Source organism: uncultured Marivirga sp. (genome assembly GCF_963974845.1).
GTDB lineage: Bacteria > Bacteroidota > Bacteroidia > Cytophagales > Cyclobacteriaceae > Marivirga > Marivirga harenae.
On the sequence record NZ_CAXBEQ010000009.1, the window covers coordinates 32829 to 57975 of the forward strand.

Consider the following 25147-nt stretch of genomic DNA (forward strand, 5'->3'; position numbering starts at 1 on the left):
TATGCGATTCTGTTGGATATTATTTTTCATCTTAGCTTCATTTCCTGCTTTTTCTCAAAAGGAAGCAACGTATTTAGATAGTCTTACACAATCAGCTAAAAAGCTTTCTGTCGAAAAACAACTGGAACTCATTACTCAAGTTCCTTATGGGCAGTTTGTAGCAGAGGTAGAAAAGGCAGAAAAACTGTTTCAAAAAGCAGAGCAAATCGCTATAGAACTTAATGATAGTATTTCTTTGGGCGATGTGGTGTTTAAGCAGGGCCAACTAAAAGCCTATCAAAATAAGATCGATGAAAGCCTGGCCCTATCCTTGAGAGCTATAAAAATTTTTGAAGAGATCGGTGATATAGGCAAAGCTGGAATTGCCTATGGTGGCTTGGGATATAATTTAAAGTCGAATAATTTGGGAAAAGCTCAGCAATACATGCAAATGAGCATAAAGTTGTTGGAAGAGGTCAACGATTCAGTGGGAATTAACCCCGTTTATGATAATTATGGAGTGGTGCTTAACATGATTGGAAAAAATGACAGCGCCTTACTCTACCAGAAAAAATCTTTACGAATCAAAAAGGCCCTGAAGGATAGCACAGGTCTGGGGTACAGCTACGCCAATATTGCAAACACTTTTGCTGAAATGAAAAACTATAGATATGCAAAGGTCTATTTGGATACTTCTTTGGTCATCCGAAATGAAATAGCGGATAATTATGGCATTACTGTAAATTATGTGCAAAAGGCTGAAATTTTAGTGCTGGAACAGAAATATAAAGAAGCGCTTGAAAATTTTAAGCGTTGTGCCAGTCTGGCAAAGCAATTTAAATACCAACATCTGGAACAATATTGCTATGAACAGATCGCTAACACCTACCTCAGTTTATCGGATTACGAAAATGCTTATCGCTGGAAAGAGAGATTTCAAAGCCTGAAAGATAGCAGTAACAGCCTAAAGGTGAACAGCCGAATAGAAGAGTTGCAAATCCAGTTTGAAACGGAAAAGAAAGAAAAACTTTTGGCTGAAATACAAACAGACATCCTTACAAAGGAGGTGGAAATTAAAAATAGAACTAACTGGCTTATTTCTGCCTTTGGTCTAGCTTTCTTAGTCTCAATTTTTGGATTTGCAGTGTATAAACAACAGAAACAGCGGAACAAGCAAATCGTTAAAGAAAACCAGTTAAAAGAGGCATTGGTACGAATAGAAAACCAGAATAATTTACAAGAGCAACGTCTAACTATTTCAAAGGACTTACATGATAATATCGGTTCCCAATTAACATTTATTATCTCTTCACTGGACAACCTGAAGTATTATGAGTTCAGCAAAGACTTCATTTATCCTAAATTTGAAAGCATAGCTGCCTTCACCAGAAGTACCATCACAGATCTACGTGATACCATTTGGGCCATGAATAAAGATGAAATAACCCTTGAAGATCTAAAATCGCGTATTACTAATTTCATGGAGGCGGCCAAAGCTTCTTTAATGGGAATTGAAATCGAGGTTAATTTTAGGAATAAACAGGAAGGTGTGGCATTTAATTCGTTGCAAGGAATTAACGTATATCGTATCATACAGGAAGCAGTAAATAATGCCATAAAGCATTCACATCCTCAAAAAATTACAGTCAATTTCATTCAAAACTCTCATGAAGTTGTGGTAGAAATTATTGACGATGGGAAAGGCTTTGATATTTTTGAAAAGGAAAATCGAGAAATCGGCAACGGATTGAATTACATGAGAAAAAGAGCAGAGGAAATAGAAGGTCAGTTGTCAATCTTGAACCAAAAACCAGGCACTAAAGTACAATTAGTAGTGCCAGTGAACGAATAAGGCAATTGCCCTATTTTGGATCTATGTAATTCGCGCTATTTTTATATTACTGTCACAATCATAATTCTAATTTAGAAATCTTAATTGTTCCTGAGTAAATATTTGTATCATCATGGAATATAAAATCGCACTAACCTACCAATGAAAATAGCTATAGTAGATGATAACAGTTTTTTGATTCAATCCATAAAGGAGAAATTGTCTTTTTTTGAAGAAATTCAAATAAAATTTACAGCGAGTAGCGGAAAGGATTTATTAGAGAAATTAGACGATAGCAGTCGCGTGGAATTGATCTTAATGGATATCGAAATGCCTAAAATGAATGGCATAGAAGCAACTAAGATTGTTAAACAAAAGTATCCCCATATCAAAATTATTATGCTCACGGTTTTTGATAATGACGAGCACATATTTAATGCTATTAAAGCCGGAGCCGATGGTTATTTGTTGAAAGACATTAATCCACATTTATTGTTCAATGGCATAATAGAAACATTACATGGGGGTGCAGCTATGAATCCCTCCATTGCTTTGAAGACTCTTAAATTACTACGAAACCCGATTAATTTTGATGAGAAAAATGCAGAGCAAATCAATCTCTCTCCAAGGGAAGTCATTGTGCTAGAGCAGTTGGCCCAAGGGTTGAGTTACACAGTTATAGCGGAAAATTTATTTTTGTCACCTTCTACTATACGCAAACATATTGAAAATATTTACGCTAAGTTGCAAGTACATTCAAAGCTAGAAGCAGTTCAAAAAGCACAGCGAAATAATTTGATTTAGAAGCTGATAGCGGCTTTCCTTAAGATTATTTATGAGGATAAGTATGATTTTTCAGGTATGGATTTCCATAGCTTAATAAACTACATTTTATTTCCTTTTAGAAATATCTTTGCCTTATGAATGATATGGGAGGTAAAAAAATATTGACAGCGTGTAAGATTATTTTTTTTCAGCCACTAATAAAGAAAAGATAAAATTATGCGAAAGATTAAATTATTATTTCTGGTATTCCTGGCTCCGCTTCTAGCGTCTGCTCAACAAGTAACTGGCGATTGGTATGGCCTCTTAAAAGTCCAGGGTATGGAGCTTCCACTTATTTTCCATATTACGGAAACAGAAGGCAACTATTCTGCAACAATGGACAGCCCAGCACAAAAAGCCTTTGGTATGCCGGTTAGTTCCGTAACATTTATTGACGGTCAATTAGATTTGCAGATCGCCAATATTGGAGCACAGTACAAAGGAGCACTTTCGGATAGCAAGATCAAAGGAAAATTTTATCAGGCTAACCAGTCTTTCCAGCTTGACCTCTCTACTGAACCCATAGCCGAAAGGAAGATTGTTAGACCGCAAGAGCCGACTAAACCCTATCCGTATTATGCTGAAGAAGTAAGCTTTAGCAGCGAAGAAGGAGAAGTGACGCTTGCCGGGACACTTAGTTTGCCAAAGAATAAGGAGAATTTTCCTACAGCTATTCTGATTTCTGGTTCTGGTCCACAAAATAGGGATGAGGAATTTATGACGCATAAGCCCTTTCTGGTGCTGGCAGATTATTTGACTCGCCAGGGAATCGCAGTTTTACGTTATGACGATCGTGGTTTTGGAGCCTCTACTGGCGACCATAATGCCGCTACTAGTGCCGATTTTGCAAATGATGTGAAAGCTGCTGTCCGTTATTTGAAGAACCGGAACGATATTAATCCGGAAAAAATTGGACTAATAGGCCACAGTGAAGGGGGCTTAATTGCGCCATTGGTGGCAGCTGACATTCCTATGAATTTCATAGTTCTATTGGCCGGGCCTGGTGTCACTGGAGAGCAAATATCAATACAGCAAATCGAGCTTTTAGGGAAGTTAAAAGGTGCTGATGAGCAGGACATTAAAAATGAAGTAGCCGTTATGCAAGGTATATTTGAGCTAGTAAAAAATAATGAGGAGAATATGGAAACTTTAAAAAATAAGCTTGAAGTTTACATTGGCCATCAGATGGAGAAAAATAAGGTAGTTATAGAAGGAATGAGCACCGAAGAATATATAGAGAAGCAAATAGCTCAGTTGACTAGGCCTTGGTTGCTTTATTTTTTAAATCATGATCCAAGAGCCACATTGGTAAAAGTAGAATGCCCAGTTCTGGCAATCAATGGAGCGAAGGATGTGCAGGTAGGTCCGAGTAACCTAGAGGTCATCAAAAAAGCATTGCTCGAAGGAGGAAACAAAAAAGTGACTGTAAAAGAATTTGAGAATATGAACCACTTATTTCAAATCTGTGAGACAGGTTCTATGGAGGAATATGCTCAAATAGAGACTACCATGGAACCCCTAGTGCTGGAGACGGTCTCAAGCTGGATCAATAAGCAAAACTAATGAGTAGCGATTTTTATCACTCTTCAATTGTACCTTATGCAGCCATCATTATCAAGATCTGCAGGGCGTATACCAATTCTCAGGAGGATTTTGAAGATTACTATCAGGAAGTTTGTCTACAAATCTGGAGAAGCAGAGAAAGCTTTAATGAGCAATGCGCATGGACTACATGGATTTATAGAATCTCTCTGAACGTATGCTTGACGCTCCTAAAGAAGAAGAAAAATAATGAGCCTATTCATTTTACCTCTGATGTGCTACCAGATTCAGTTACGGTAAGCAATAAGGCATTTGAAAATGAAGCGTTAAATCAATTATACACCGCCATAAAACACTTATCAGAAGTTGATAGAGCTGTGATACTTCTTTATTTGGAGGAGAAACCACAACAAGAGATCGCTGATATTCTGGGTACAAATCCGAATAATATTGGAGTAAGAGTAAAAAGAATTAAAGAACGACTTAAAAAGATTATAGATGAAAAATTCAATTGAAAATATTTGGAAAGAAGGCTTCCTTGAAGAGGGTAGCTTGGATTTGCCAAAGATCAATAGATTATACGAGCAGAAGTCAAAACATATTGTGGATAAAATAAAAAGCAGATTGAAGTTCAACCTAAAGTTAATTATTGGGATGGCTATTGTAATACCTCTTTTTTACTTCTTGGTCGATGCAGTATGGCAAGGGTTGGCAATATCGGTCCTAATGTTGGTAACAGCCTGGTTTAGTAAAAGACAAATTGAGCGAATAGAGCCGGTAGAAACTGGCCAAAATAGTTACGATTATTTAAAATCATTTAAGGGCTGGTTGGACACTATTCTGTTGAAAAATGGAAGTGTGACCCGTTTTACGTATCCTATTTATTTCCTGATCGTGATGAGCATGCTTTTTTCATCATGGTCTAGTCAGGAAGACTTAGTTAATGAAGTAGGATCGAAATTTCCGGATGTCATCTTTATAGGAGATGTTCCGCTTATGGCGTGGGTCTTCACTACTGTGGTGACACTATTGATGCTGCTGTTTTCCAAGCAGATTTACAATTTTGATGTGAGGCTTATGTATGGGCGCATCTTCGATAAATTAGATGCTACTATAGAAGAGATGGAAAGTCTTAGAGCTTAACTGCTTCCAATCCTAAGCACGACAATTTAAGGTTAATAGCGATGGGAATTATCTCATTGCTATTTTTTTTGGTATCGCTGGAGATTTTTTAAGGATTCAGGCTCAAATAGTAAAGAAATGCTGTGTAGCCGCCTGGAAGCATTAATTAGAATGCTGTGGTTCTTTTTTAGCCCCACCTAGCAGCCAAAATTCTAAAAATTTCCTAGTTTTACTCTTTTTAGTACACTAAAGAGAATGAACAATAATTTAAAGCAGATCAATACTCAAGTTTATGAAAAATGTGGGCTAAAAATGTCAGACTTTCAAATTGAAGACGAAAGCAAAGAATATGAAGCTTGCCGATTTGAGTTGAATGGAAGGAGTATTATAAGCAGGAAAGCTAAAATTACGCCTAAAAAAGCCGGACAGTTCGTAGTGTACTGGAAAAGAAACAGTCAGGGAATAATTGCACCGCTTGAAGAAGCTGACAGATTCGATTTTTATGTGGTGAGTGTAATAACTGAAAAGCAGTTGGGACAATTTGTTTTCCCCAAATCTGTGCTTATTGAAAAAGGTATATTATCAACTTCTAAAAAAGAAGGGAAAAGAGCCTTCCGAGTTTATCCTAATTGGGAAATTGTAAAAAGCATACAAGCTAAAAGAACCCAAAAATGGCAACAGTACTATTTTTACGAAATAAATGATTCGACCGACTTTAAAAAGGTGAAGGAATTATATGCAACTAATTAATTGTGTAAAGTAAGGAAGTTAACTGATAGGCACAGTTTCCTGCGTAGCTCATGGTCCAGTCAAATGTAGAAAGTTCAGACACTCCATCAATAATAGAAGACATCCCATCCTGATAAACATACATTTCAGTAACAAAAAATATTTCATGACGGAAAAAAGTTTGACTTTTAGCCTATCAAATAAATAAACCATCACTAAACCTAAGCTCATGAAGTTAACCACATTAAATAAAATAGGATTAATATTTACACTTATGCTTTTACTGCAGGGATGCGTTGATAATCATGCTGCAGACCGCAGCTTAGAAAAATCACGAAATCAAAAATGGCTTGAAGACATTACCTACTTTCAGAATGAATATTTAACAGGTTCGGAAACATTCCCTGATGATTCCTTAGCTAGTTGCAAATTAATACTGTCCAATCTAAAGTCACAGATTGATTCACTCTCAGACCCTCAAATCATCCTACAATTGTCGAAATGCGTAGCAATGGCTGATAATGGACATACTGTAATTCCGCTTGGTTTTATGAGCAAGATACCTTTACGTTTCTATCGGTTTTCTAATGGACTTCATATCATAAAAAGCGACAGTGCTTCAAAAGAATATTTAGGTGCTAAAGTATTAGAAATCAATTCAATCGAAATTTCGGAGGTCGAGCAAAAACTAAAGCCATATTTACCTGGAATCGAAAGATGGAAGGAATTTAAAATGACAGACTATCTGAACAGTCCGGAAATTCTCAATGGAATTGGGCTGTCAGATCCCAATTCAATGACTCTTACTTTATTGAAAGGGATTGACACATTGAAAGCCAGTTTTGACACAAAAGAAATTGAAGATATTTATTACGGGAATTGGGCGGATTTATATCCAAGTGATGATGATACAGATTGGAAACATCTCTTAAACGCAAATAGTACCAAACCTCTTTATCTAGAGAGAATGCAAGAGGGCGTTTTCTATGAGTTCGATGATACTGAAAAACTAGCATATTTTGGCATAAATGGATACTGGGATACGGCCGATGACTTTAAGGGAGAAATAAAAGAGTTTATAAACGAACTAAAAACCAAAACGGATTATGATGTGGTTTGTGATTTAAGATACTTCACTGGAGGAAATTATATCATCCCAGTTGATCTTGCCACGGAGCCACCAAAAATCATTGATAGTGATAAAAACATATATCTCGTTACAAGTAACATGACATTTTCAGCAGGATTGGTAACGGCTGCTCGAATTAAATATTACGCAGGAGATAAGATTGTAGTAGTAGGAGAGGAAGTGGGTGATAGATTAAAGTTTTGGGCCGAAAGAGATATGTACAGAATGCCCAACTCCGAAATTACGATAGCAGATGCTAATGCAGAACATGACTGGCAAGATGATAGTTTCACATTTGGAAAAACTTTCTGGGTCAACTCATTTTATGGAGTGGCAGCAAAAGATTTACATCTTGACAAAGAAATAAAGTTAAGTTTTGAAGATTACTTGAATGGAAAAGATCCTATTCTAAACTGGATTTTGGCTGATGTTAAATAAGATTTTTTAATTCAAGTGGGAGCAATGATCTTGTAGCTCCTTTTTTGTTTCTTTGCAGATAGCATTTATGAGCGCAACAGAGATGATCTCTTGCCGAAAGTTAGCGATCAAATCAAACTCCAGTGGATTTAAAAGATTACCAATTTAGAGCAATCCTTAAATCGAATAGTAATACTTTCAAGCTTTAAAAGCCGAAAAGTACTTTTAAACTATTTTTCTTATCTTTAAAAAAAGGTCAATTCCTTTTCGCTCGATATTTTTGGACCTAAAGATTTGTTATCATGAGTCACGATTATAATCCATTCGAAAATTCCGAATTTACCACAATTTTAGTGGTTTCTGATATGGCTAAATCCAAAGCATTTTATGTAAATGTACTAGGAGCTGAAATCTTCCGAGAGTACGGAGGAGACTCAATGGTACTAAAATTCTTAGGGGATTGGATTTTACTAGTCACTCCCGCTGGACCCACAGCAGATAAACCCAATACTTATTTTGTTTCTCCAGTTGATAAAGACTCAGTTAGTCACTCATTTACAATCAGAGTTCAAGATTGCAATAAGTCTTATGAAATTTTAAAGGGCAGAGGTGCTGAGTTTATAACACCTCCTGTAGTAAATGGTGCTGAAACCAGATGCTTTTTTAGAGATCCGGATGGTCATTTGTTTGAAATAAGTGAATACCGAGCAACGTAATAAATGGTACAAAATGGATAAAGTAAACCTTCAACAGAAATTCTCTCTATTTTCAGAACATTGGTCACCTAAAATTGTGGGCGAACTGAATGGTCAGCATGTAAAACTTGCCAAACTGAAAGGTGAATTTGTGTGGCATAAACACGATGAGGAGGACGAACTCTTTTTTGTGGTGAAAGGCAGCTTTAAAATGAAATATCGAGATCGAACAGTAGAAGTAAATGAAAACGAATTCTTGATTGTGCCCCGAGGTGTTGAACACAAACCAGTGGCGAAAGAAGAAGTTTGGGTGATGCTTTTTGAGCCCACTTCAACTCTCAATACAGGAAGTGCTCAAAGTCCCTTAACCAAAAAATATTTGGATGAAATTTAGGTATGTATTCCTAAACAAACTTCTCCCGAAACTGCAAGTTAAACATTCCATAAAGTAAGCAAAGGGCACTGGCCACAATCAGATACAAGCGATTCTTGAAAATGATACTGTGCCAGATAAATTCGCTCATTTCTCTGGGCTCGGAAAATGGGTTAAGAAAAACGTTGTACACACTGTTGCTAAGCGGTTCTGAAAATATAAAAAAGATAAAAGAGACAATCACAATCACAATTGCAGTACCGTTTCCATTTTTGATTAAGGTAGAAAGCATAAAAGCCAATGAGGAGAGAAACGTTATTGGGAAGAGCACTTGCCCCACCATTGGCAACAGACTAAAACGGTAAAGCGTAAAGTTGGCAATGCTGCCCAGTACTAAAAGGATTACAAATGCAACACCAACAGCCAATATAAAGCGTACTAGCCATACTTTATAGCGATAGTTGGGAATCCCAAAAATGGTTTCCAGCATCTTGGAATCATCATCATTCTGGATCCCATAGGCCATAGGATAGAAGATCAGTAGCAAGCCAGGAAATACTAAGAATCCGTAGATCACCGCTTCATTAAAATCAGGATCGTCAAAGATTGCAATTGTGATAATAAAAGCAAAGAACAAAAAAGACGCCAGCACAAAGTAGACGAATTTGTTCGCAAATATCACCTTCACATTGTAGGTGATTAGTTTATATAATAGTAGTAGGTAGTTTTTCATTTTGTCTCTGTTTAGTATTTTTAAATAATAACACCCCTATAATCCCCTCAAGGGGATAGCCTCACAGATTGAAATCATCAGAATGCATTATGCTTTATTCTTATCTTTTATTTTTTTACAATTAGGTTTTAAAATCTACACATTATCTATTTACTATTTAAAGTTGATCAGGGCTGCTCCCCCCTTGAGGGGGGTGAAGGGGGGTGTTCCAATTGCTTAATAAATTCTTTAATGGTCTCAACCACATTTTCTGTGCTTTGCTTAACATCAGTATCATCAAACCTTAAGAATTTCACCCCATACTTTTCAAGCTTTGATTGTCTGTGTTCATCAAGAATTACCCCTTCTTCATTATCATGTGATGAACCATCTACTTCAATCGCGAGCATTAATTCATGACAATAGAAATCTACGATATAGCGATCAATTGGCACCTGCCTGTGAAACTGAAAACCTAATTCCCTACCTTTTATCTGTTCCCAAAGCATTATTTCTGCTATTGTACTGTTTTTTCTTAGCTCTCGAGCTAGTTTTTTCAGATAGGGTTTGTATGGTAGGATTTTATTTTTGCTCATAACATTAGGTCTTTTGTTTGTTGTACAAGATCTAAATTTTTAATGGTCTTGTTAATTGTGTTCTGTTTGAAAATAAAGATGCTTATGCCATTTTTTTGCTGTAATTCATCAAAAAACACCCCCTATAATCCCCTCAAGGGGATAGACTCACGGATTTTTGTTGGTAGTAAATACTAAATTTTGTCACTATTTTCTCCACTACCACCAACTATCAAAGTAAAAAGTAAAAGAATGTTCAGTGCGGCTCCCCCTTGAGGCGGGTTAGGGGGGGGATCCCTCTCCCAACTTCTTTTCCTTATTATTTTTACTCTTCATCAACCACAAATACGCATCCTCCAAGTTAGCCCGCACATGCACCGCATCTTCCCTTGGTTGCTCACCCGCAAGGCATTTTACCCGAATCTGGTCACCTTCTCGCATGTGATGAACAATCAAATAATTTTCCTTCTTCGCTTCAAATTGCTCTGGTGAAAGGTGAAACTCCCATACTTTATCATCAGCCAGCTCCGCCATAGTAGTCGGACTGCCCATATACTCTATATTTCCAGAAATCAACACTGCTAAGTTGTTACAACTACTTGCAATATCTTCAATGATATGAGTAGAGAAAACTACAATCCGCTCGCGACTCAATTCTACTAATAGATTCCTGAAACGGATTCTTTCCAATGGATCAAGTCCGGCAGTAGGCTCATCTACAACCAAAATCTTCGGCAAGTGAAGCAGTATTTGTGCGATTCCAATTCGCTGTTTCATCCCACCAGAGAAAGAGCCAATCTTCTTATGCTGGTGCTCATCCATATGCACTGCTTTGAGTACGTATTGAACTCGCTCTTCCCGCACATCTTTTTGGCTGATTTTTCTCAGAATGGCCTGATAATCTAAAAACTCATATGGCGTCATATTTTCATAAGTTCCAAAGGCTTGAGGCAGATATCCAATAAGCCCTTGAAGTTCCTCTCGCTTTAGAGTAGTGTCATGTCCATTGATCCAGATCTTACCATAACTTTGATCCATAATACCGCAGAGAATCCTCATCAGTGTTGTTTTACCTGCGCCATTTGGTCCTAAAAGTCCGAACATACCTTGCTCAATATTGAGGCTCACCCCTTTAAGTGCTTTAAATTGTGATTTCTTAGGTTTTACATAAGGAATAGCCAACAATAGCTTATAATACAACCTTTTGATTTTAGCAAAACGTCCTTTAATTTGCTCAACTACCACTGGTTTTTCTGAAAGCTTTCTAGCTACGCGTACCAGAAATAGACCAGTGAACCATAGTATGATCAGGAATACCCCTACGCCTTTCACTTGTATATCGCTATAGAGATATACCGCACTGATGATCGGAAAGCCCCAGTACAATATGGAATAGATAAATCTAATAAGTTTCCGTCCTTTTCCTGCTAGTTGTGCTACTTCCTTGAAGATGGATAGCAATAAAGCATGCAGAGAAATCATAAAAAGCAGTTGCCAGAAGGCCTTATCCAAAAAGAAATAGATGAAATACACCAGAAATGCAATCAATGCCCCTTGCCATATTGAATTTTGCAGGATTGATTTTCGGGAAACCGGTTCTTCATTACGCTCATCAAACAGACGCTTATTGCCTTTCCATTCTCTAATCCATCGTTTGTCTCGACCATAAACTTTGGTCAGGTTTTGAATCTCAATATGCATAGCCTCATCTGGCGCTACCATTTTAGCATTGGCTTGACGTAGCGAGGTCATGATGAAATAGGTACCACCCGGAATCAGAATAATAGCGGAAAGAAACCAGATTACCTGCCAAAGCATTCCTTCAATTTGCAGATAAATTAAGCTAGCAAAAAAGATCATGAGGGCAATCTGTATGAGCTTAGTGCTCATTTTTAGATTTCGGAACCACTGTAATACGCTTTCCAACCCGGCACTCATAGTCGGAATGTAGATCAGGGTTAGGATTGTAGCAAAAGCGAGTCCGCCCATAACTGTTACAGCAAAAGGTTGGCCTATGCTGGTCACATATTCTGCATCTCCCAGTGCCAAAGGCAACATGGCCACAAAAGTGGTAATGGAAGTAATCAGGATAGGCCTGATGCGTGAAATCCCACTCATCATCAAGGATCGGTATTTGTTATAACCTCTTCTTCTCAAAATCCGAGAATAGTCAATCAGGATAATTCCATTATTGACCACAACACCTAACAGGATCATCAATCCTATCAAGGTATTCGCATTCAACAGTGAATTTCCGGTGAAAGTCAGTCCTAAGAAAGCGCCTATGCCAGCCAGAGGAATCGAGAACATGATCACAATTGGCAAGTAGATGGATTCGAAAACTGCCGCTAAAATCATGAAAATGATCATAATAGCAGCAAAAATAAAGAAGTAGAGTTCATCATACATGCCTTCATCGTGAATTACATCTACCACCATTCCTTTTGGAATATTGACGCTACTCACAACCTGGTCAATTTCCACTCGGGAAGATTCCAAGAGAGATTCTGATTTGGTAACTTCATCAATAAAACTGTAGGTAATCTCAATTCGTTTTTCCTGATTCAATCTGGTGATGGTGCTTTCTCCAGAAGAATAAATCACAGAACCAATATCAGCAAGAGAATGCGATACACCCGTTGTACTTGTAATAGGCATCTCTCGTAGGTCTTTCATCTCCTTAGCGGCCTGATTCACTTGATTTTGTGTTTGGATGGTGATTTCAAATTCTTCACCACCACTCACAAAGTTGGAACCAGAAGAAAAAGAAGGCTGGAAATCATTAAGGCCAATTGCTACATTTTGCTGCGTGATCATATTAGCACTCATGCGCTTTTGATCAAAGAGAATATGAGCTTCTGGACGCTCTGGGCTAATATTCACCGTACTTCTTTTAATGGATTGCAATCCACTTACATAGTTATTGATATCATTCGCAATGATTTTCATCAATTCAAAGTCCTGGCCTTTGATAATAATGCGTTCTGTAGGAGTTCCAATTCCTAACATTCTTTCAAAATCACTAGAAGCTGAACTTCCAACCCCACTTTGGCCACTTCTGCTAGGCGGTGGCTCATCCAATGAAATGTCCATATCTTCAAAACTAGAGCTGATACTCTTTAATTTGTTTTGAACGTCTGGTATAGAAATGCTGTCTAAATCTTTAAATCCTTCTATTAGCATCACAGTAAGTACCGCATCACCTTCGGAAATCTGACTGATCACTTTGTCCACTACTGGGATTTCCATCACTTTCTCCTCAATACTCCTCGTCTTCAGATCTGTAGTCTCTAATGTGGCGCCCTGTGGCATGGTCACAAACATATTCATTTGCGTATCTTCTACTTCAGTCGGTCCCGTCATACTCACTAAAAAGCTAAGCCCAATGGTGACGAAAAACAGTACCAGTCCACCGATAACCGTAAAAAGTGGCCTCCTAAAACAGGACTTCAAAATCACCACATACATCTGGATCATCCTTTGGCGAATGGAAGCATTTTTAATTAGCGGTGCCTTTTCCTGATCTTCTTTGTTAATGGCAGAATGTGCAAGCATCGGAATTAAAACTAGCGCCACGACCAAAGAAACCAATAAGGTTGAAATGATGGAAATTCCAATATGCGTTCCGATCATGGTGATCAGGAAATTGGAGGAGAAAATAAAGGGCAGGAATACCGTGACCGTAGTTAAGGTAGCAGCAATGACTGATCGCATTACTTCCTTGGTACCGTCTACAACAGCATCTTCTTTTTTCTTTTTATTGACTACATGTCGGTAGATGTTTTCCAATACCACGACACTATTATCCAACAGCATCCCTATGGCCAGTGCCATACCAATAAGCGTAAGGCTATTGATAGAAATACCTGCTGCATAGAAAAAATTGAAAGCAGTATAGACCGAAATAGGAATGGCGAGCGCAATGCTCAAAATGAATTTTAACCTTCGTAGAAATACCCATAGAACAAAAATGGCCAATAGACCCCCAGTCACTGCCAGGTTTTTAATCTGATCTATATTGGAGTTCATCAACTCAGCCTGATTGCTTTGTACCACAATCTCCACGCCCAATGCTTCCAGGTCTTCATTTATGGCATCAATTGCTTCTAAACTTGTTTCTGAAAGTGCAATTAGATTTGCTTGCGGAGCTTTTGATAAGCGAATGGAAACGGCATCTTTTCCGTTAATCCGACTTAGAGAGGTCTGCTTTTTTACTCCAAAGAAGACATCGGCTACATCGCTCAATAGCAAAGGGCCTTTTTCTGAAACGACAAGGTTTTGGATGTTCTTAATGTCCTTTAATTCGGCTGTAACATTGACAAAAATTTGTTCACCATTTCTTTCAATCTGTCCGGCAAAAGCACTTTTATTAGAGTTCTGCGAGAGTACACTACTGATGGTATTGGGTGTAATCCCATTTGCTTCACAGACCGCATCATTCATGATGATCTCGACCGTTTTCTGACGACCACCAAATACTTCCACGCCCCCAATGCCCTCAATATCGTTCAGTCGGTCGGTAATGTATTGATCCGTAACATTTCTGACCCGATCTACGCCACTGCTGCCCAGTACTTGCAAATCCATAAAAGCATTGGTGAACTGATCCGTATCAATTTTAATAATATTGACCAGAAATTCAGACCCCAGATCAGATTTGATGGCGCCTACTTTTTGTTCCAACTTTAGATAGGCGTATTTGATGTTGACTCCTTTTCGGAAGGAAATAAAGATCATGCCTTGCTGGCTATCGGCATTAGAGGTGATCTCTTCAATTCCTTCCAACGTACTGATAGCACTTTCAAGCGGCACAATGGCTTCCCGTTCCATGTATTTTGGATCTACTTCAGAAGTTGTGCCAACCTGCACTATCAATACCGGTAGTTCAACATTTGGGAAAAGCTCAACTGGCAATTTGTTATAGGAAATATAGCCCATCACCGAAAAGCCAATGAATAGCATGGAAACTAGTACTTTCCTCTTAATAATCGTATGTAAAAGTCCGTTCTTACTCATGAGCCGCTTCGTTTTGTACGCCTTTACTTCCTCTAATCTTGCTGATTAGATTTTCGATGCTTTCATAGAAGCACGGGATCACAATTAGGGTTAGCAATGTGGAGGATACTAAACCACCAATTACCGCTATAGCCATTGGGGCACGAAGCGCTGCACTCTCTCCGAAACCAAATGTTAATGGAAGAAGAGCTAAAATTGTGGTTAGACTTGTCATGATGATCGGTCTGAATCTGCGCTGCGCTGCATCTAAGATTGATTCCCTCAAAGCCATTCCACTCCGTTTATTTCGATTAATACTGTCCACCAGTATAATGGAATTGTTCACGGCTATTCCTGCGAGCATGATAATCCCAATAAAGGCCATCATATTTAAGGACATTCCCAAGATCCAGAAAGAAACGAGCGCTCCCACACAAGCCAATGGAATGGTGAGCAAAATCGTGAAGGGATGTAAAAGTGATTCAAACTGAGAAGCCAGAACCATATAAACCAGTAGCACAGAAAGTATAAGAGAGAAGGTGAGGTTTGCCATGGACTCCTTACGTTTTTCTTCCTGACCGGCTACATTAATTTTGTATTGAGGAGGCACAGTCATTTCTGAAAAGGAAGCATCAATAGACTTCACAATCTGATCGTAAGGCTTATTCTGATTTACTCTGGCGCCCAGTGTTACCATTCTACTTTGGTTTTTTCTGTAAATAGAATTAGCAGCATATTGCACACTTACATCGGCAATCTCACTGAGAGGGAATTCTCGTTCGCTACTTTTAATTCTCATATTTTCCAGTCCTGAAAGCGAGATTTTCGGTACTTTGACCATGATGTCCTGTAGTTCGCCACCACGCTCCAAAGTACCCGCTTTTTTACCTTCCAGCTGATCTTTGATTTGGTTAATAACATCATCAATCGACAGCTGTAGTAATCCCGCTCGATATTTATCTACATCCACCTTGATTTGTGGTACTCCTTCTTCCAGATTAGAAACCGCCTCGTAAATATTATCATTGCGGTTCATGATGAGCATCACAGAATCTGATAGAACACTTAGGGTTTTAAATTCCGCTCCACTCACTTCCACTACCAAAGGCATTTGCTCTTCGCCCAAGACTGCATTCAACGCACTTTCGTCATTCGAGAAGCTGGCGGTAATGCCGGGAATTCCCTCAAAATAAGTCGATAGGGTGGAGGTTACTGTGGTAATATCCAACTCTAAATCCTCTTTGAATATGAGTTTAATGTTGGCCTTATTTTCATCATATACATTTTCGTTATCGATGCCAGACTGGCTTTTCTCAGGGCCAATATGCGAATACACGTGCTTAAGCTGTCCTTCAAAAAGGACCAGCAACTGACCTTCGATTTGATCCACTGTGGAAGATGTTCTCGATAGCGGAGTGCCATTGCTTAGCTTGAGGTCAACGGATATGGCTTTGGTGCCTGCTTGCGGCATATATTCGCTGCCAATAATCTCGATCAGTTGGTAAGAACCTAAAACCAGTAGAAATGAAATCACAATAAATGCAATTCGGTAGCGCAATACTTTATCTAAGAAACTACGATAAGCCTTATACTTAAGCGGCTTCTCCATTTGCTTGGTCTTATCCTTGCGGAAAATTTGAGAAAAGAGCATTGGGATAACCAAAATGGCTACGGCCAGAGAGGAAATGAGTGAAAAAGCCACCGTCCATGCCTGATCTTTAAATAATTCTCCGGATGGTCCTTGTAAATAGACAATCGGCAAAAAAACCACTATGGTAGTAAGCGTAGAGGCTGTAATTGCACCACTCACATCACTCGTTCCTTTGATAGCAGCATCTATTACGCTCATGCCTTCTTCACGTCTTCGAAAAATGGCTTCTACCACTACAATGGCATTATCTACTAACATACCTGCTCCTAGAGCCAAACCTCCAAGAGTCATTACATTTAAGGTAAGACCATTGAAATACATCAAATTGAAGGTGGCTATAATCGAAACCGGAATAGCGATGCTAATGATCAATGTAGAGCCTATTCTTCGTAGGAAAACGAATAAGATAATGACTGCGAAAAGTGCACCATAAAGTCCTGAATCTTTCACTTCATCAATAGCGCCCTGAATAAATCTTCCTTGATTTTGAATCACGACAAATTCATAGCCGGGAACAGATTTTTTTAAACCATCCAAGGCTGCAGTCAATTCATTTACCGCATTTACAGTATTGTATTTCGTTTCTTTAAAGATGGACATCCCCAAGCTTCGTTGCTGATTTACTCGCACGATGCTGTTGGCTTCTTTATCTAATATTTTCAGTGTAGCTACTTCTCGCAAGAGCACAGGAACTTGGCCAGCTGTTGAGGCCTGTGGTACAGAAGCTTGTTGGGCTGCTTCAGGACTTACTTGAGCGGAAGCGGGATTAGTACCGCTGTTTTCTCTACTGGTATAACCCACTACCAGCTCTTGTAAGTCTTCCGGATTTTCAATTATACCTAGTCCCTTAATGACATATTTACGACCCAACTCTTCAATAAATCCACCAGAAACGTTCCGGTTATAGTTCTCTATTTTTGCTACTATATCATTGACTGTAAGTCCATAAGAAGCCAATAAGTTTGGGTCTGTCTCTAAAACCACTTCTTTTTCCTGCTCACCCGAAAGTCTAACTTCAGCAATTCCGGGCAGTCGGATGATCTCATTTCTGAAATTATTCTCAGCTACTTTTCTTAGTGCTTCAGTATCAGCAGAATTGGGGTTATAGATTCCCAATACCATGATAGGAGTGGCATTAGGATCAAATTGGGAGATCACGAATTCTTCAATCTCCTCATCTAAAGAGAAATTGGAGAGCGATTTCTGAAGATCCAAAAATGCTTCGTCCATATCTTTACCCCAATCATATTGAACGGTAACGCGTCCGTAGCCTGTTTGACTAATGGAACTGACTTCTACAGCTCCATTTTGTCGGATCGCAACAGACTCAATCGACTCTATAAATTGCTTTTCAATTTCAGAAGGCGGTTTAATGCCCGCTTTTAATTCTACGAATAGCGTAGGGTTCTTTAAATCAGGAAACAGTTCAATTGGTAGTTTTCCAAAAGAGATGGTACCTAATAAAATTACCGCTAAAACCATCATGAGGATGGAAATAGGGTATGATACGGCCAGTGAAACTATCTTTTTCAATTTAGTTGGGGTTAAATAATGGAAACATTAGATGTGATCTGACGATCAGCATTTATTGTAATACACTTACCTTAGATTTATTTCTTAGCGTCTCAAATCCAGTGACTACTAATCGGTCGTTGATTTTCAGTCCACTCAATACTTCTATCTCATCCATGGTTTCGAGTCCGGTGGTGATTTGCTTTTCTGTGGCTATACCATTTTCTACTATAAAAACCACTTTAGCATCTTGTCGTGAGATTACCGTTTCTTTAGGAATCACGATGGTGCTGTCGCGTTTCTCAGAAAGAATAGCCGCTTTAATAAACATACCCGGCCGTAGTGAGCGTTTTTCATTGTTGATTTGTAGAACACTTTGGAATGTTCGCGTATCCGGATTGACGATAGGAGAAATTTGGCTGATCCTTCCTTCAATGGTGTCATTGCCAATATTGTAATTGGTAATTTGCACCAGTTGATCTAAAGTGACTTCAGGCAAATGCTTTTCAGGTAGTTTTACGTCCATTAAGAGTTTATCATATTCCATGACTCTAAAAAGCGCAGTTCCCTGATCAATTTTCACACCATCGGTATGGTATGGAAGTTCCACTATTACCCCGTCAAATGGTGCTCTTACAGCCATTTTTGCCAACTGAATCTCCGCATTTTCAAAGGAATATTTGGCATTCACGTACTGTATAGAGGCATTTTTCAATTCCGTTTGGGTAACGCCTCCTTTATCATAAAGTGATTTTTGTTTTTCAAGATTGTTTTCGGCCAACTCTAAATTAAGTCTTTTACCTTCTACTTGCAGACCATTGACAAACTCCTCATTTTCAAGCCTTATTACAATCTGATTGGCTTTTACAGCATCGCCTAGTGCAAAAGGCTTTCCGGTAGCTGGATTTCGTTGAATACGGTAAAGTCCGCTCATTTCCGATTTCATAGTGCCTTCTTTGGAAGAATATACCGTTCCTGTGGTCTCAATAAATCTTGAGATGCTTGCTGGCTTGATACTGACCACCGAAACGGGAATCTTTATTTCTGTTTGAATATTGGACTCTTCATTACCGCATGACCATAAAATAGTCATCAATAGAAGGGGAGTACTCCAAGTTAATAGCTTTTTCATATTGTTAGATTTAAGTAGTGTTGTAAGTTTTAAGTAGTAAGTATTAGGTGTTAGGTAGTAGGTAGAGTGTCTATTCTATATGTAGAATAGCTTAAAACCTATCACCTATAACCTATAACTAATAATTCCTTATCATCACTGGTTCATTCTTCTCGAAATCGTACAGTGACTGAACCTTAAGATTTAGTAATTCCATTTTGTAATTAATCAAGGCATCAGCTAGCGCACTTTTCTTCTCCGAAAGCTGGCTTTGAAATCTGTTGAGATCTATACTGGTCAGATCTCCATTTTTGTATCTTTCAAGATTGATATCATAAGTAAGCTTGGCATTTTCCACATTTTGTTCAGCGATGGAAATCTGATTTTCCAGATTTTGAAGGTTTCTGTAGATCTTTCTGATGCTGATAATGATGTTGTTCTCTTCCACTTGTAAATCCACTTTATTGATTTCAAGATTAGCATTGGCAGCATCCATTCTAGCTTTATTTTCGCCCCAATCCCAAATCGGGATATTGAAGGTTATGGCGACCCGAGGATTTAAATTGGGTTGCTCATATACTTCTGGTGCTTGTTCGTTATCACCAAAAACACCCAATGAGAGAGCAACGGATCCTTTAAATTCATTTAATGCCCTGGTGCGGATTAATTCAAATTTCGATCGCTCTATATCCATCCCGCGCTGTCTTAATTCCATGCGGTGTTCAAGTCCGTGGGTTATGGCTTTAGCGAGATCAACTTTTCGGGTGATGAAATCGATATCCACCAAGACTTCAATATCCTCATCTAAATCAATACCCAAGAGGAGTTTAAAATCATCCGAAGCATTGTTGAGCAATACTTCATTGTTCTCCATTGTTGATTTGGAGGAAGCTAAGTTTAGTTCAGCCTGATACAATTCTTCCTTAGCCAAAAGATCGGCTTCTACTTTATTTAAAGTTATATCATAGCTAACTTTCTGATTTTCGTATTCATCAGTGGCGATTTCTAAATTATTTTGACGCTGATAGAAATTGTAGAAGGACTGTGTCACATTTTGTTCTAGGCTCAAGAGCTGTATTCCATTGCTGATTTGGGCATTTTCCAAGTTAAGCTCCAATTCTTTTAACTGAAGTTTTGTTCTATTGTAGGTGAAAATGGGTTGTTCTACCTGCAGGTACAGATTATTGCTAAAGGTTTTTGTTCTGACATCTTGAAATTCAGAGTAATTATCACGGTAGCCAAACTGGTTGATTAGAGAAACTGTGCCGTCTGTAGCTACGATTGGCTGTGACACTGAAAAATTAGCGAAAGAGTTATAGTCTTCATTCGTATTCCACTGTGAAAATAAGTCGTTAAAGTTTCGGTTTCGATTATAATCAAAAGGCGTCACATCTAAGGAAAATCTGGATTTTAAAGCAGCACGCTGTGCGTCCAGACTTCTTTGATTTCCGTATAGGTTAAGTTTCGATTTTTTTATTGTAGGACTCTTTTGTTGTGCAATTTCGATTGCTTCCTGCAGCGTAAGCGTATTTTGTGCCAACACTTGTTGGGAGACTATACAGCAGCCCATGATCATCAGCATCACCGCCAGTTTGCTGACGGCAGCGGATGTTTTCCTTTGAATTTCTTTAGTTCTGTTCATAATTGTTATTGCTTAACCCATTTTATCGCATCTGCATAAACTGTCCGAAGGTCGCATTCATCTGTTAGCGAAACGCTTCCTCCTTCTTCATTGAAATAATATGATCCCAGGAAATTCCAACCTGGTTCTGCATTAGAAATATTGTAATTGATGTTATCCTCACCATCTGCGTGCTTGATGATATAGTGATAGAAATACTGTTTACTATTGCCATCACTGCCACTGTATTCATTCTGATTCTTTCCCTTCATATAGGTATAAATATCATAAAAGCCCTCTTCTTTAAATTCAGACGTCCATGTTACGACCTTCTCACCACTACCAGAGCGGGCAAAATGAGCAGATCGAATCACTTCACCGTAAAAATCTGAACCTGTAGTGGCCAGCCATTTTGAATAGGGGCGATCCCAGCTCCCATAATATTCCTGTTCAGTTGTTTTTCGACTATCGAGATAAGCTTTTAGGTAAGTTGGTTTTATTGGACTAAAACTGCTAAATCCAGCATCTTCATTATCTACAATCAGCTCATTCAGATGAGTAGTTGTTTCTTGATTGATTATGCGTTCTCCTTCGAATAAGGTGGCTCCTTCTCGTTTACTCAAGGGACCTATGGACATATTAATTTTTGAAGGGATGTTTCTGGATATAATGGTGTTGATGGTGATATTGTCAGGTTTTTCATCTAGAACAAAGCCGAGTAACTTCGTTTCTCCTTTTCTGATGACAGACAGTTGCCCGGCTTTTTCAGTTTCCGTTTCTTCATTTACCTTATTTCTCCAGAAATCATCATCATCTTCATCATTTCCAGTGACGAAATTCACTTCAACGACCCCATCATTATCCCCAATATTTTTTATTTCAACTAAAATTTGAAATCGCTTTCTATCTCCATCCAATACTTCATATTTCTGAAGATCTTGTATTACAAAGGCAGCTTGCGCTGTTTCTGAATATACTTTTTCTATAATGGGATCCAGGTCGAGCTGAAATTCAGCTATCAATGCTTTTCGCAACTCTTGATAGCTTGTTAGCTGATGACTGTGTGCATTGACCCAGTCGAAAAGAAAGCTTTTAAAATTGCTTTCTCCTACCAACTCACCCAAGTATGAAAATAGATATTGGCTTTTTAAGGAGATAGACTTCTGAATTTTGTTGAATTCTGCCTGAGATAAAATCTCTTCAAGAGAAGACTCTCTCATGAGCTTGTTACATTCCTCGGTAAATGAAATTCCATATCTATCTCTCGAGAAATCTCTTTGGGCTTTCTTTTCATTTTTTAAATAGGTAGCAATGCTGCTGTTGAGCAGTGGCCATTCTTCACTGCCGAAACCAGCATTGTAGGTATAGTAGTTAGGGAAAATGGAATAGTCGGCATCATCTATATTATTGCCGTCAAAAGTGTATTTTGCCCCAATTTGTTTGGTAAACACTCGCTTAATGAGGTCATTAAAAACATTCGCTTGTTTTTGTTTGTCCGATAAGGTTTGATTGTTTCGCTTTGCTTGATTATTCATATCACGCAATTGCATTCGCAGATCAAATTGACGGATATCACCTCCTTTTTCAGGCCAATAGACAGTTTCGGGCTGTAGGTACGCCTGATGACTTTCGTAGATTTTATTATAAGCTGTAAACTGTAGCGGTGTCTCTACAAATTGGAGTCGTTTAAAAGGATACTGAATTTTCTGGGCATCTTGATATTCATTGGCAAGATCAGCGATTAGGAATTGGACAGTATCAGAGAGTTGGTCCAATTGTTTTGTTAAAAAATCATTGTTACGATAGTGATAGAGTACATAATTTACCGAATCTACTGTAATATCTTTCTTTACGTAATCACCGATCACTAGTGATATTTGGGGCAGCGCATAGTCTGATTGGAATTCAAAAATATTATCAGTTATAGTTGATTCGCCCTGCGAAATAGCCATTTGGCCATCCTGCGTTTTCACTTTCAATTGAAAGTTGATAAATGACAGTCGTTCACTTGTAGAGGATTCCTGATTATATCCAATTTGCGTGTCAGGGTACCAGAGCACATCTTTGGTGAGCAATGCGTAATCATCATCTAGAAAGGCGTATTTTTTTTGCAGAGAAAAAGCAAAGTACTCGTAAGCAGCCTCGTAACGTTCCTGATCAACTTCTAAGTGCGCGGCAGATTGTTTAATATCTCCATGGTATTCAATTTCCACTTCAATTTCTTCCCCACGAGCAATCTTGCCAGCTTGATTTATAGATACTATTTGCAGATTTTTGCGGGCTTCCACGATTTTGCCATTAACAGATACCTGATCGATTGCAAGTCCGGGATTAAGTGTGAAATAGATTGAATCAAGCAGCTGACCGCTATTGTTTTGAACTTTCATGGCTGATTTGCCATAGAGTTGCTGATTCTTCAATTCGATCTCAATGGAATTGGACACAATTGTGATATTGGGAACTTCTGCCCATTCACCGTTCAAGCTGATCATTTCTTCTCTCAAGTCGATTGGATCCTGACGGATATTCCATAGTTGCAGCATCACAAAAGCGGAAATGCCCAAGATCAGGATTCCAATAGTGCCAGTTAGTGGCTTAGTAGTCCTATGGCTGGACAATCGATCTAAAAAGAAGGCGGTAATAAATAATAAGGCAATCCCTGCAATGAAGTAAAAAGACCTTTGCATAATGGCAAATTCCATATCTTCAAAACCAGATATATCCGAAGTAAACATGGAAAGCCTAAAGGCGGTAAAATCCAAAATATTAGAAAACTGATCAAAATAGTAAATTAACTGTACACCAGCAATTCCTAATAGCAGCACAATGGTAATCGGCTGGTTTTTAAGGAGCGTCACCAATAAAAAGGATAAGCCGGTGGTAAAAACAATAGTCGGCATACTGGTCAATAAAGGGTAAATGACGTAGGCCAGCGGCTCGAAGGTGGTGTAAGGACTGGTAATGTTAAACACTAGTGATAGTAATACAAATACCAAATTCAGTAGAAAGAAGAGCTTAAAAAGTGCCAATGCCTTCCCGAAAACATAATCAAGATTACTGATCGGGCGAACAAAAAAGACCTCGTTTGTATCAATTTTTTTATCCTTCTTAATTAGGCCAGAAGCTAAAAATATCACGGCTGCTGCTTGTGGGATTGCTATTAAAGCTAAACTGGCATAAGGCATCATCCAACTATTGGCAAGATTAGCCCATCTGGGTACATCGGCTTCAGAAAAAACTGCGATATTGAAAATAGTTAAGAAGCCTATACCAGCTATAGCTAAAATTCTAAAAAACCAGTTTCTCCACAGCACTTTTGCTTCAAAACGGGAGATGGTGAGTATGTTTTTGATTGAAATCATACCAGTGAAACGCCTAATTCATTTTCCATAAAATATACATATGCATGCTCCAGATTCGGATTGGCATGAGTGGCTCGGGGATGCGGTTGATCGATTGCAATTACTTGCACCTCCCATTTCCCATCAATTGGAATGGTAGAAACCACAGAATATTCAGCTTTAATTTTGTTGAATTCTTCATCATTCAGACTGACTTGCCATACATGACCTCTTACTTGTTCGATCATGCCTTCAGGAGATCCTTTGAAAGCGACTTCACCCTTATTGAGCATGGCCATATTGTGACAAGTACTACTGATATCGCCCACAATATGTGTGGAAAGAATAATGGTGACATCCTTTTGACTTAAATCTGACAGGATATTTCGAAATCGGATTCGTTCTTCCGGATCTAGTCCCGTTGTAGGTTCATCAATGACTAATAATTTGGGTTCACCAATTAGTGCCTGGGCTATTCCTAGCCTGCGTTTCATCCCTCCTGAAAGTTTGTTAGCCAATCTTTCGCGCACATCCAATAGGCCCACCTGATCTAGCAGTTGATCCACTTTAATCAATCGGTCCTTTTTTTTGAGTGAGGTAGATAATTGAGCAGCGTAATCCAGAAATTCCCAGGTCTTCAATTTTGAGAAAAAAGTAAAATCCTGAGGCAGGTAGCCAATGAGCGTTCTAATTTTTTGACGATTCTCATTAATATCCAAGCCGTCCATCAGAATTTTGCCTGAGGAGGCTTGTTGGGCTGTAACCAACACTCGCATAAAGCTGGATTTCCCGGCACCATTAGGGCCCAGCAGTCCGAACATCCCACTACCGATTTCCAGATTCACATCTTTAATCGCAGTATGTCCGTTCGGATAGGTTTTAGTAAGTCCTGTTATTTCTATATTCATAGGGCTTTAAAGTTGATAGCTTTAGATCGTTGCCTGTATTTCATTCTGAGTGGATATAAGTAAGAAGCTGCAACTGCTT

The 25147-nt window shown here is 38.6% G+C and carries 17 protein-coding genes; 9 read left to right on the plus strand and 8 right to left on the minus strand.

Annotated elements, in window-relative coordinates:
* The first annotated feature begins 1 nt into the window (after position 1).
* The 9 genes from AAC601_RS17125 (at position 2) to AAC601_RS17165 (ending at position 8663) form a co-directional block, all read left to right on the plus strand.
* Positions 2–1831: an ATP-binding protein gene (locus AAC601_RS17125; protein WP_303270296.1), complete on the plus strand. Its 1830-nt coding sequence runs from the start codon at positions 2–4 to the stop codon at positions 1829–1831.
* Between the two features lie 141 nt (positions 1832–1972).
* Entirely contained in the window at positions 1973–2614 is a 642-nt protein-coding gene (locus AAC601_RS17130) for a response regulator transcription factor (protein WP_303270295.1), read from the plus strand.
* A gap of 198 nt (positions 2615–2812) precedes the next feature.
* Positions 2813–4198 carry an alpha/beta fold hydrolase gene (locus AAC601_RS17135; RefSeq protein WP_303270294.1) on the plus strand — a complete coding sequence of 462 codons (1386 nt, stop codon included), beginning with the start codon at positions 2813–2815 and terminating at the stop codon, positions 4196–4198.
* Positions 4198–4692: a sigma-70 family RNA polymerase sigma factor gene (locus tag AAC601_RS17140; protein WP_303270293.1), complete on the plus strand. Its 495-nt coding sequence runs from the start codon at positions 4198–4200 to the stop codon at positions 4690–4692. The genes AAC601_RS17135 and AAC601_RS17140 overlap by 1 nt, the downstream gene beginning before the upstream one ends.
* Complete coding sequence (locus AAC601_RS17145; protein ID WP_340153928.1) at positions 4676–5320, plus strand: hypothetical protein; 645 nt, start codon at positions 4676–4678, stop codon at positions 5318–5320. The genes AAC601_RS17140 and AAC601_RS17145 overlap by 17 nt, the downstream gene beginning before the upstream one ends.
* A 234-nt stretch (positions 5321–5554) precedes the next feature.
* Positions 5555–6049, plus strand: coding sequence for a MepB family protein (locus AAC601_RS17150; RefSeq protein ID WP_303270291.1), 495 nt, complete (start codon positions 5555–5557; stop codon positions 6047–6049).
* Positions 6050–6257: 208 nt separating this feature from the next.
* Positions 6258–7595, plus strand: a complete 1338-nt coding sequence (locus tag AAC601_RS17155) for a hypothetical protein (RefSeq protein WP_340153929.1) — start codon at positions 6258–6260, stop codon at positions 7593–7595.
* 281 nt (positions 7596–7876) lie between these two features.
* On the plus strand, positions 7877–8290 hold the full coding sequence (locus tag AAC601_RS17160) for a VOC family protein (RefSeq protein ID WP_303270289.1): 414 nt from the start codon (positions 7877–7879) through the stop codon (positions 8288–8290).
* 13 nt (positions 8291–8303) lie between these two features.
* Positions 8304–8663 (plus strand): cupin domain-containing protein, encoded by a 360-nt coding sequence (locus AAC601_RS17165; protein WP_303270287.1) that lies wholly within the window; start codon positions 8304–8306, stop codon positions 8661–8663.
* 10 nt (positions 8664–8673) lie between these two features.
* Here the strand turns inward: AAC601_RS17165 and AAC601_RS17170 are convergent, their stop codons facing one another.
* From AAC601_RS17170 to AAC601_RS17205, 8 genes are all read right to left on the minus strand, one after another.
* On the minus strand, positions 8674–9375 hold the full coding sequence (locus AAC601_RS17170) for a hypothetical protein (protein WP_303270286.1): 702 nt from the start codon (positions 9373–9375) through the stop codon (positions 8674–8676).
* A gap of 167 nt (positions 9376–9542) precedes the next feature.
* Positions 9543–9950: an endonuclease domain-containing protein gene (locus AAC601_RS17175; protein WP_303270285.1), complete on the minus strand. Its 408-nt coding sequence runs from the start codon at positions 9948–9950 to the stop codon at positions 9543–9545.
* Positions 9951–10211: 261 nt separating this feature from the next.
* Positions 10212–14945, minus strand: a complete 4734-nt coding sequence (locus tag AAC601_RS17180) for an efflux RND transporter permease subunit (protein WP_340153930.1) — start codon at positions 14943–14945, stop codon at positions 10212–10214.
* Positions 14938–18108, minus strand: coding sequence for an efflux RND transporter permease subunit (locus tag AAC601_RS17185; RefSeq protein ID WP_340153931.1), 3171 nt, complete (start codon positions 18106–18108; stop codon positions 14938–14940). The genes AAC601_RS17180 and AAC601_RS17185 overlap by 8 nt, the downstream gene beginning before the upstream one ends.
* A gap of 52 nt (positions 18109–18160) precedes the next feature.
* Positions 18161–19219, minus strand: a complete 1059-nt coding sequence (locus AAC601_RS17190) for an efflux RND transporter periplasmic adaptor subunit (protein ID WP_303270282.1) — start codon at positions 19217–19219, stop codon at positions 18161–18163.
* Positions 19220–19337: 118 nt separating this feature from the next.
* Complete coding sequence (locus AAC601_RS17195; protein WP_340153932.1) at positions 19338–20840, minus strand: TolC family protein; 1503 nt, start codon at positions 20838–20840, stop codon at positions 19338–19340.
* A gap of 5 nt (positions 20841–20845) precedes the next feature.
* Complete coding sequence (locus AAC601_RS17200; RefSeq protein ID WP_340153933.1) at positions 20846–24181, minus strand: hypothetical protein; 3336 nt, start codon at positions 24179–24181, stop codon at positions 20846–20848.
* Positions 24178–25068, minus strand: coding sequence for an ABC transporter ATP-binding protein (locus tag AAC601_RS17205; protein ID WP_303270279.1), 891 nt, complete (start codon positions 25066–25068; stop codon positions 24178–24180). Before AAC601_RS17205 ends, AAC601_RS17200 begins: the two co-directional genes overlap by 4 nt.
* Between the last annotated feature and the right edge of the window lie 79 nt (positions 25069–25147).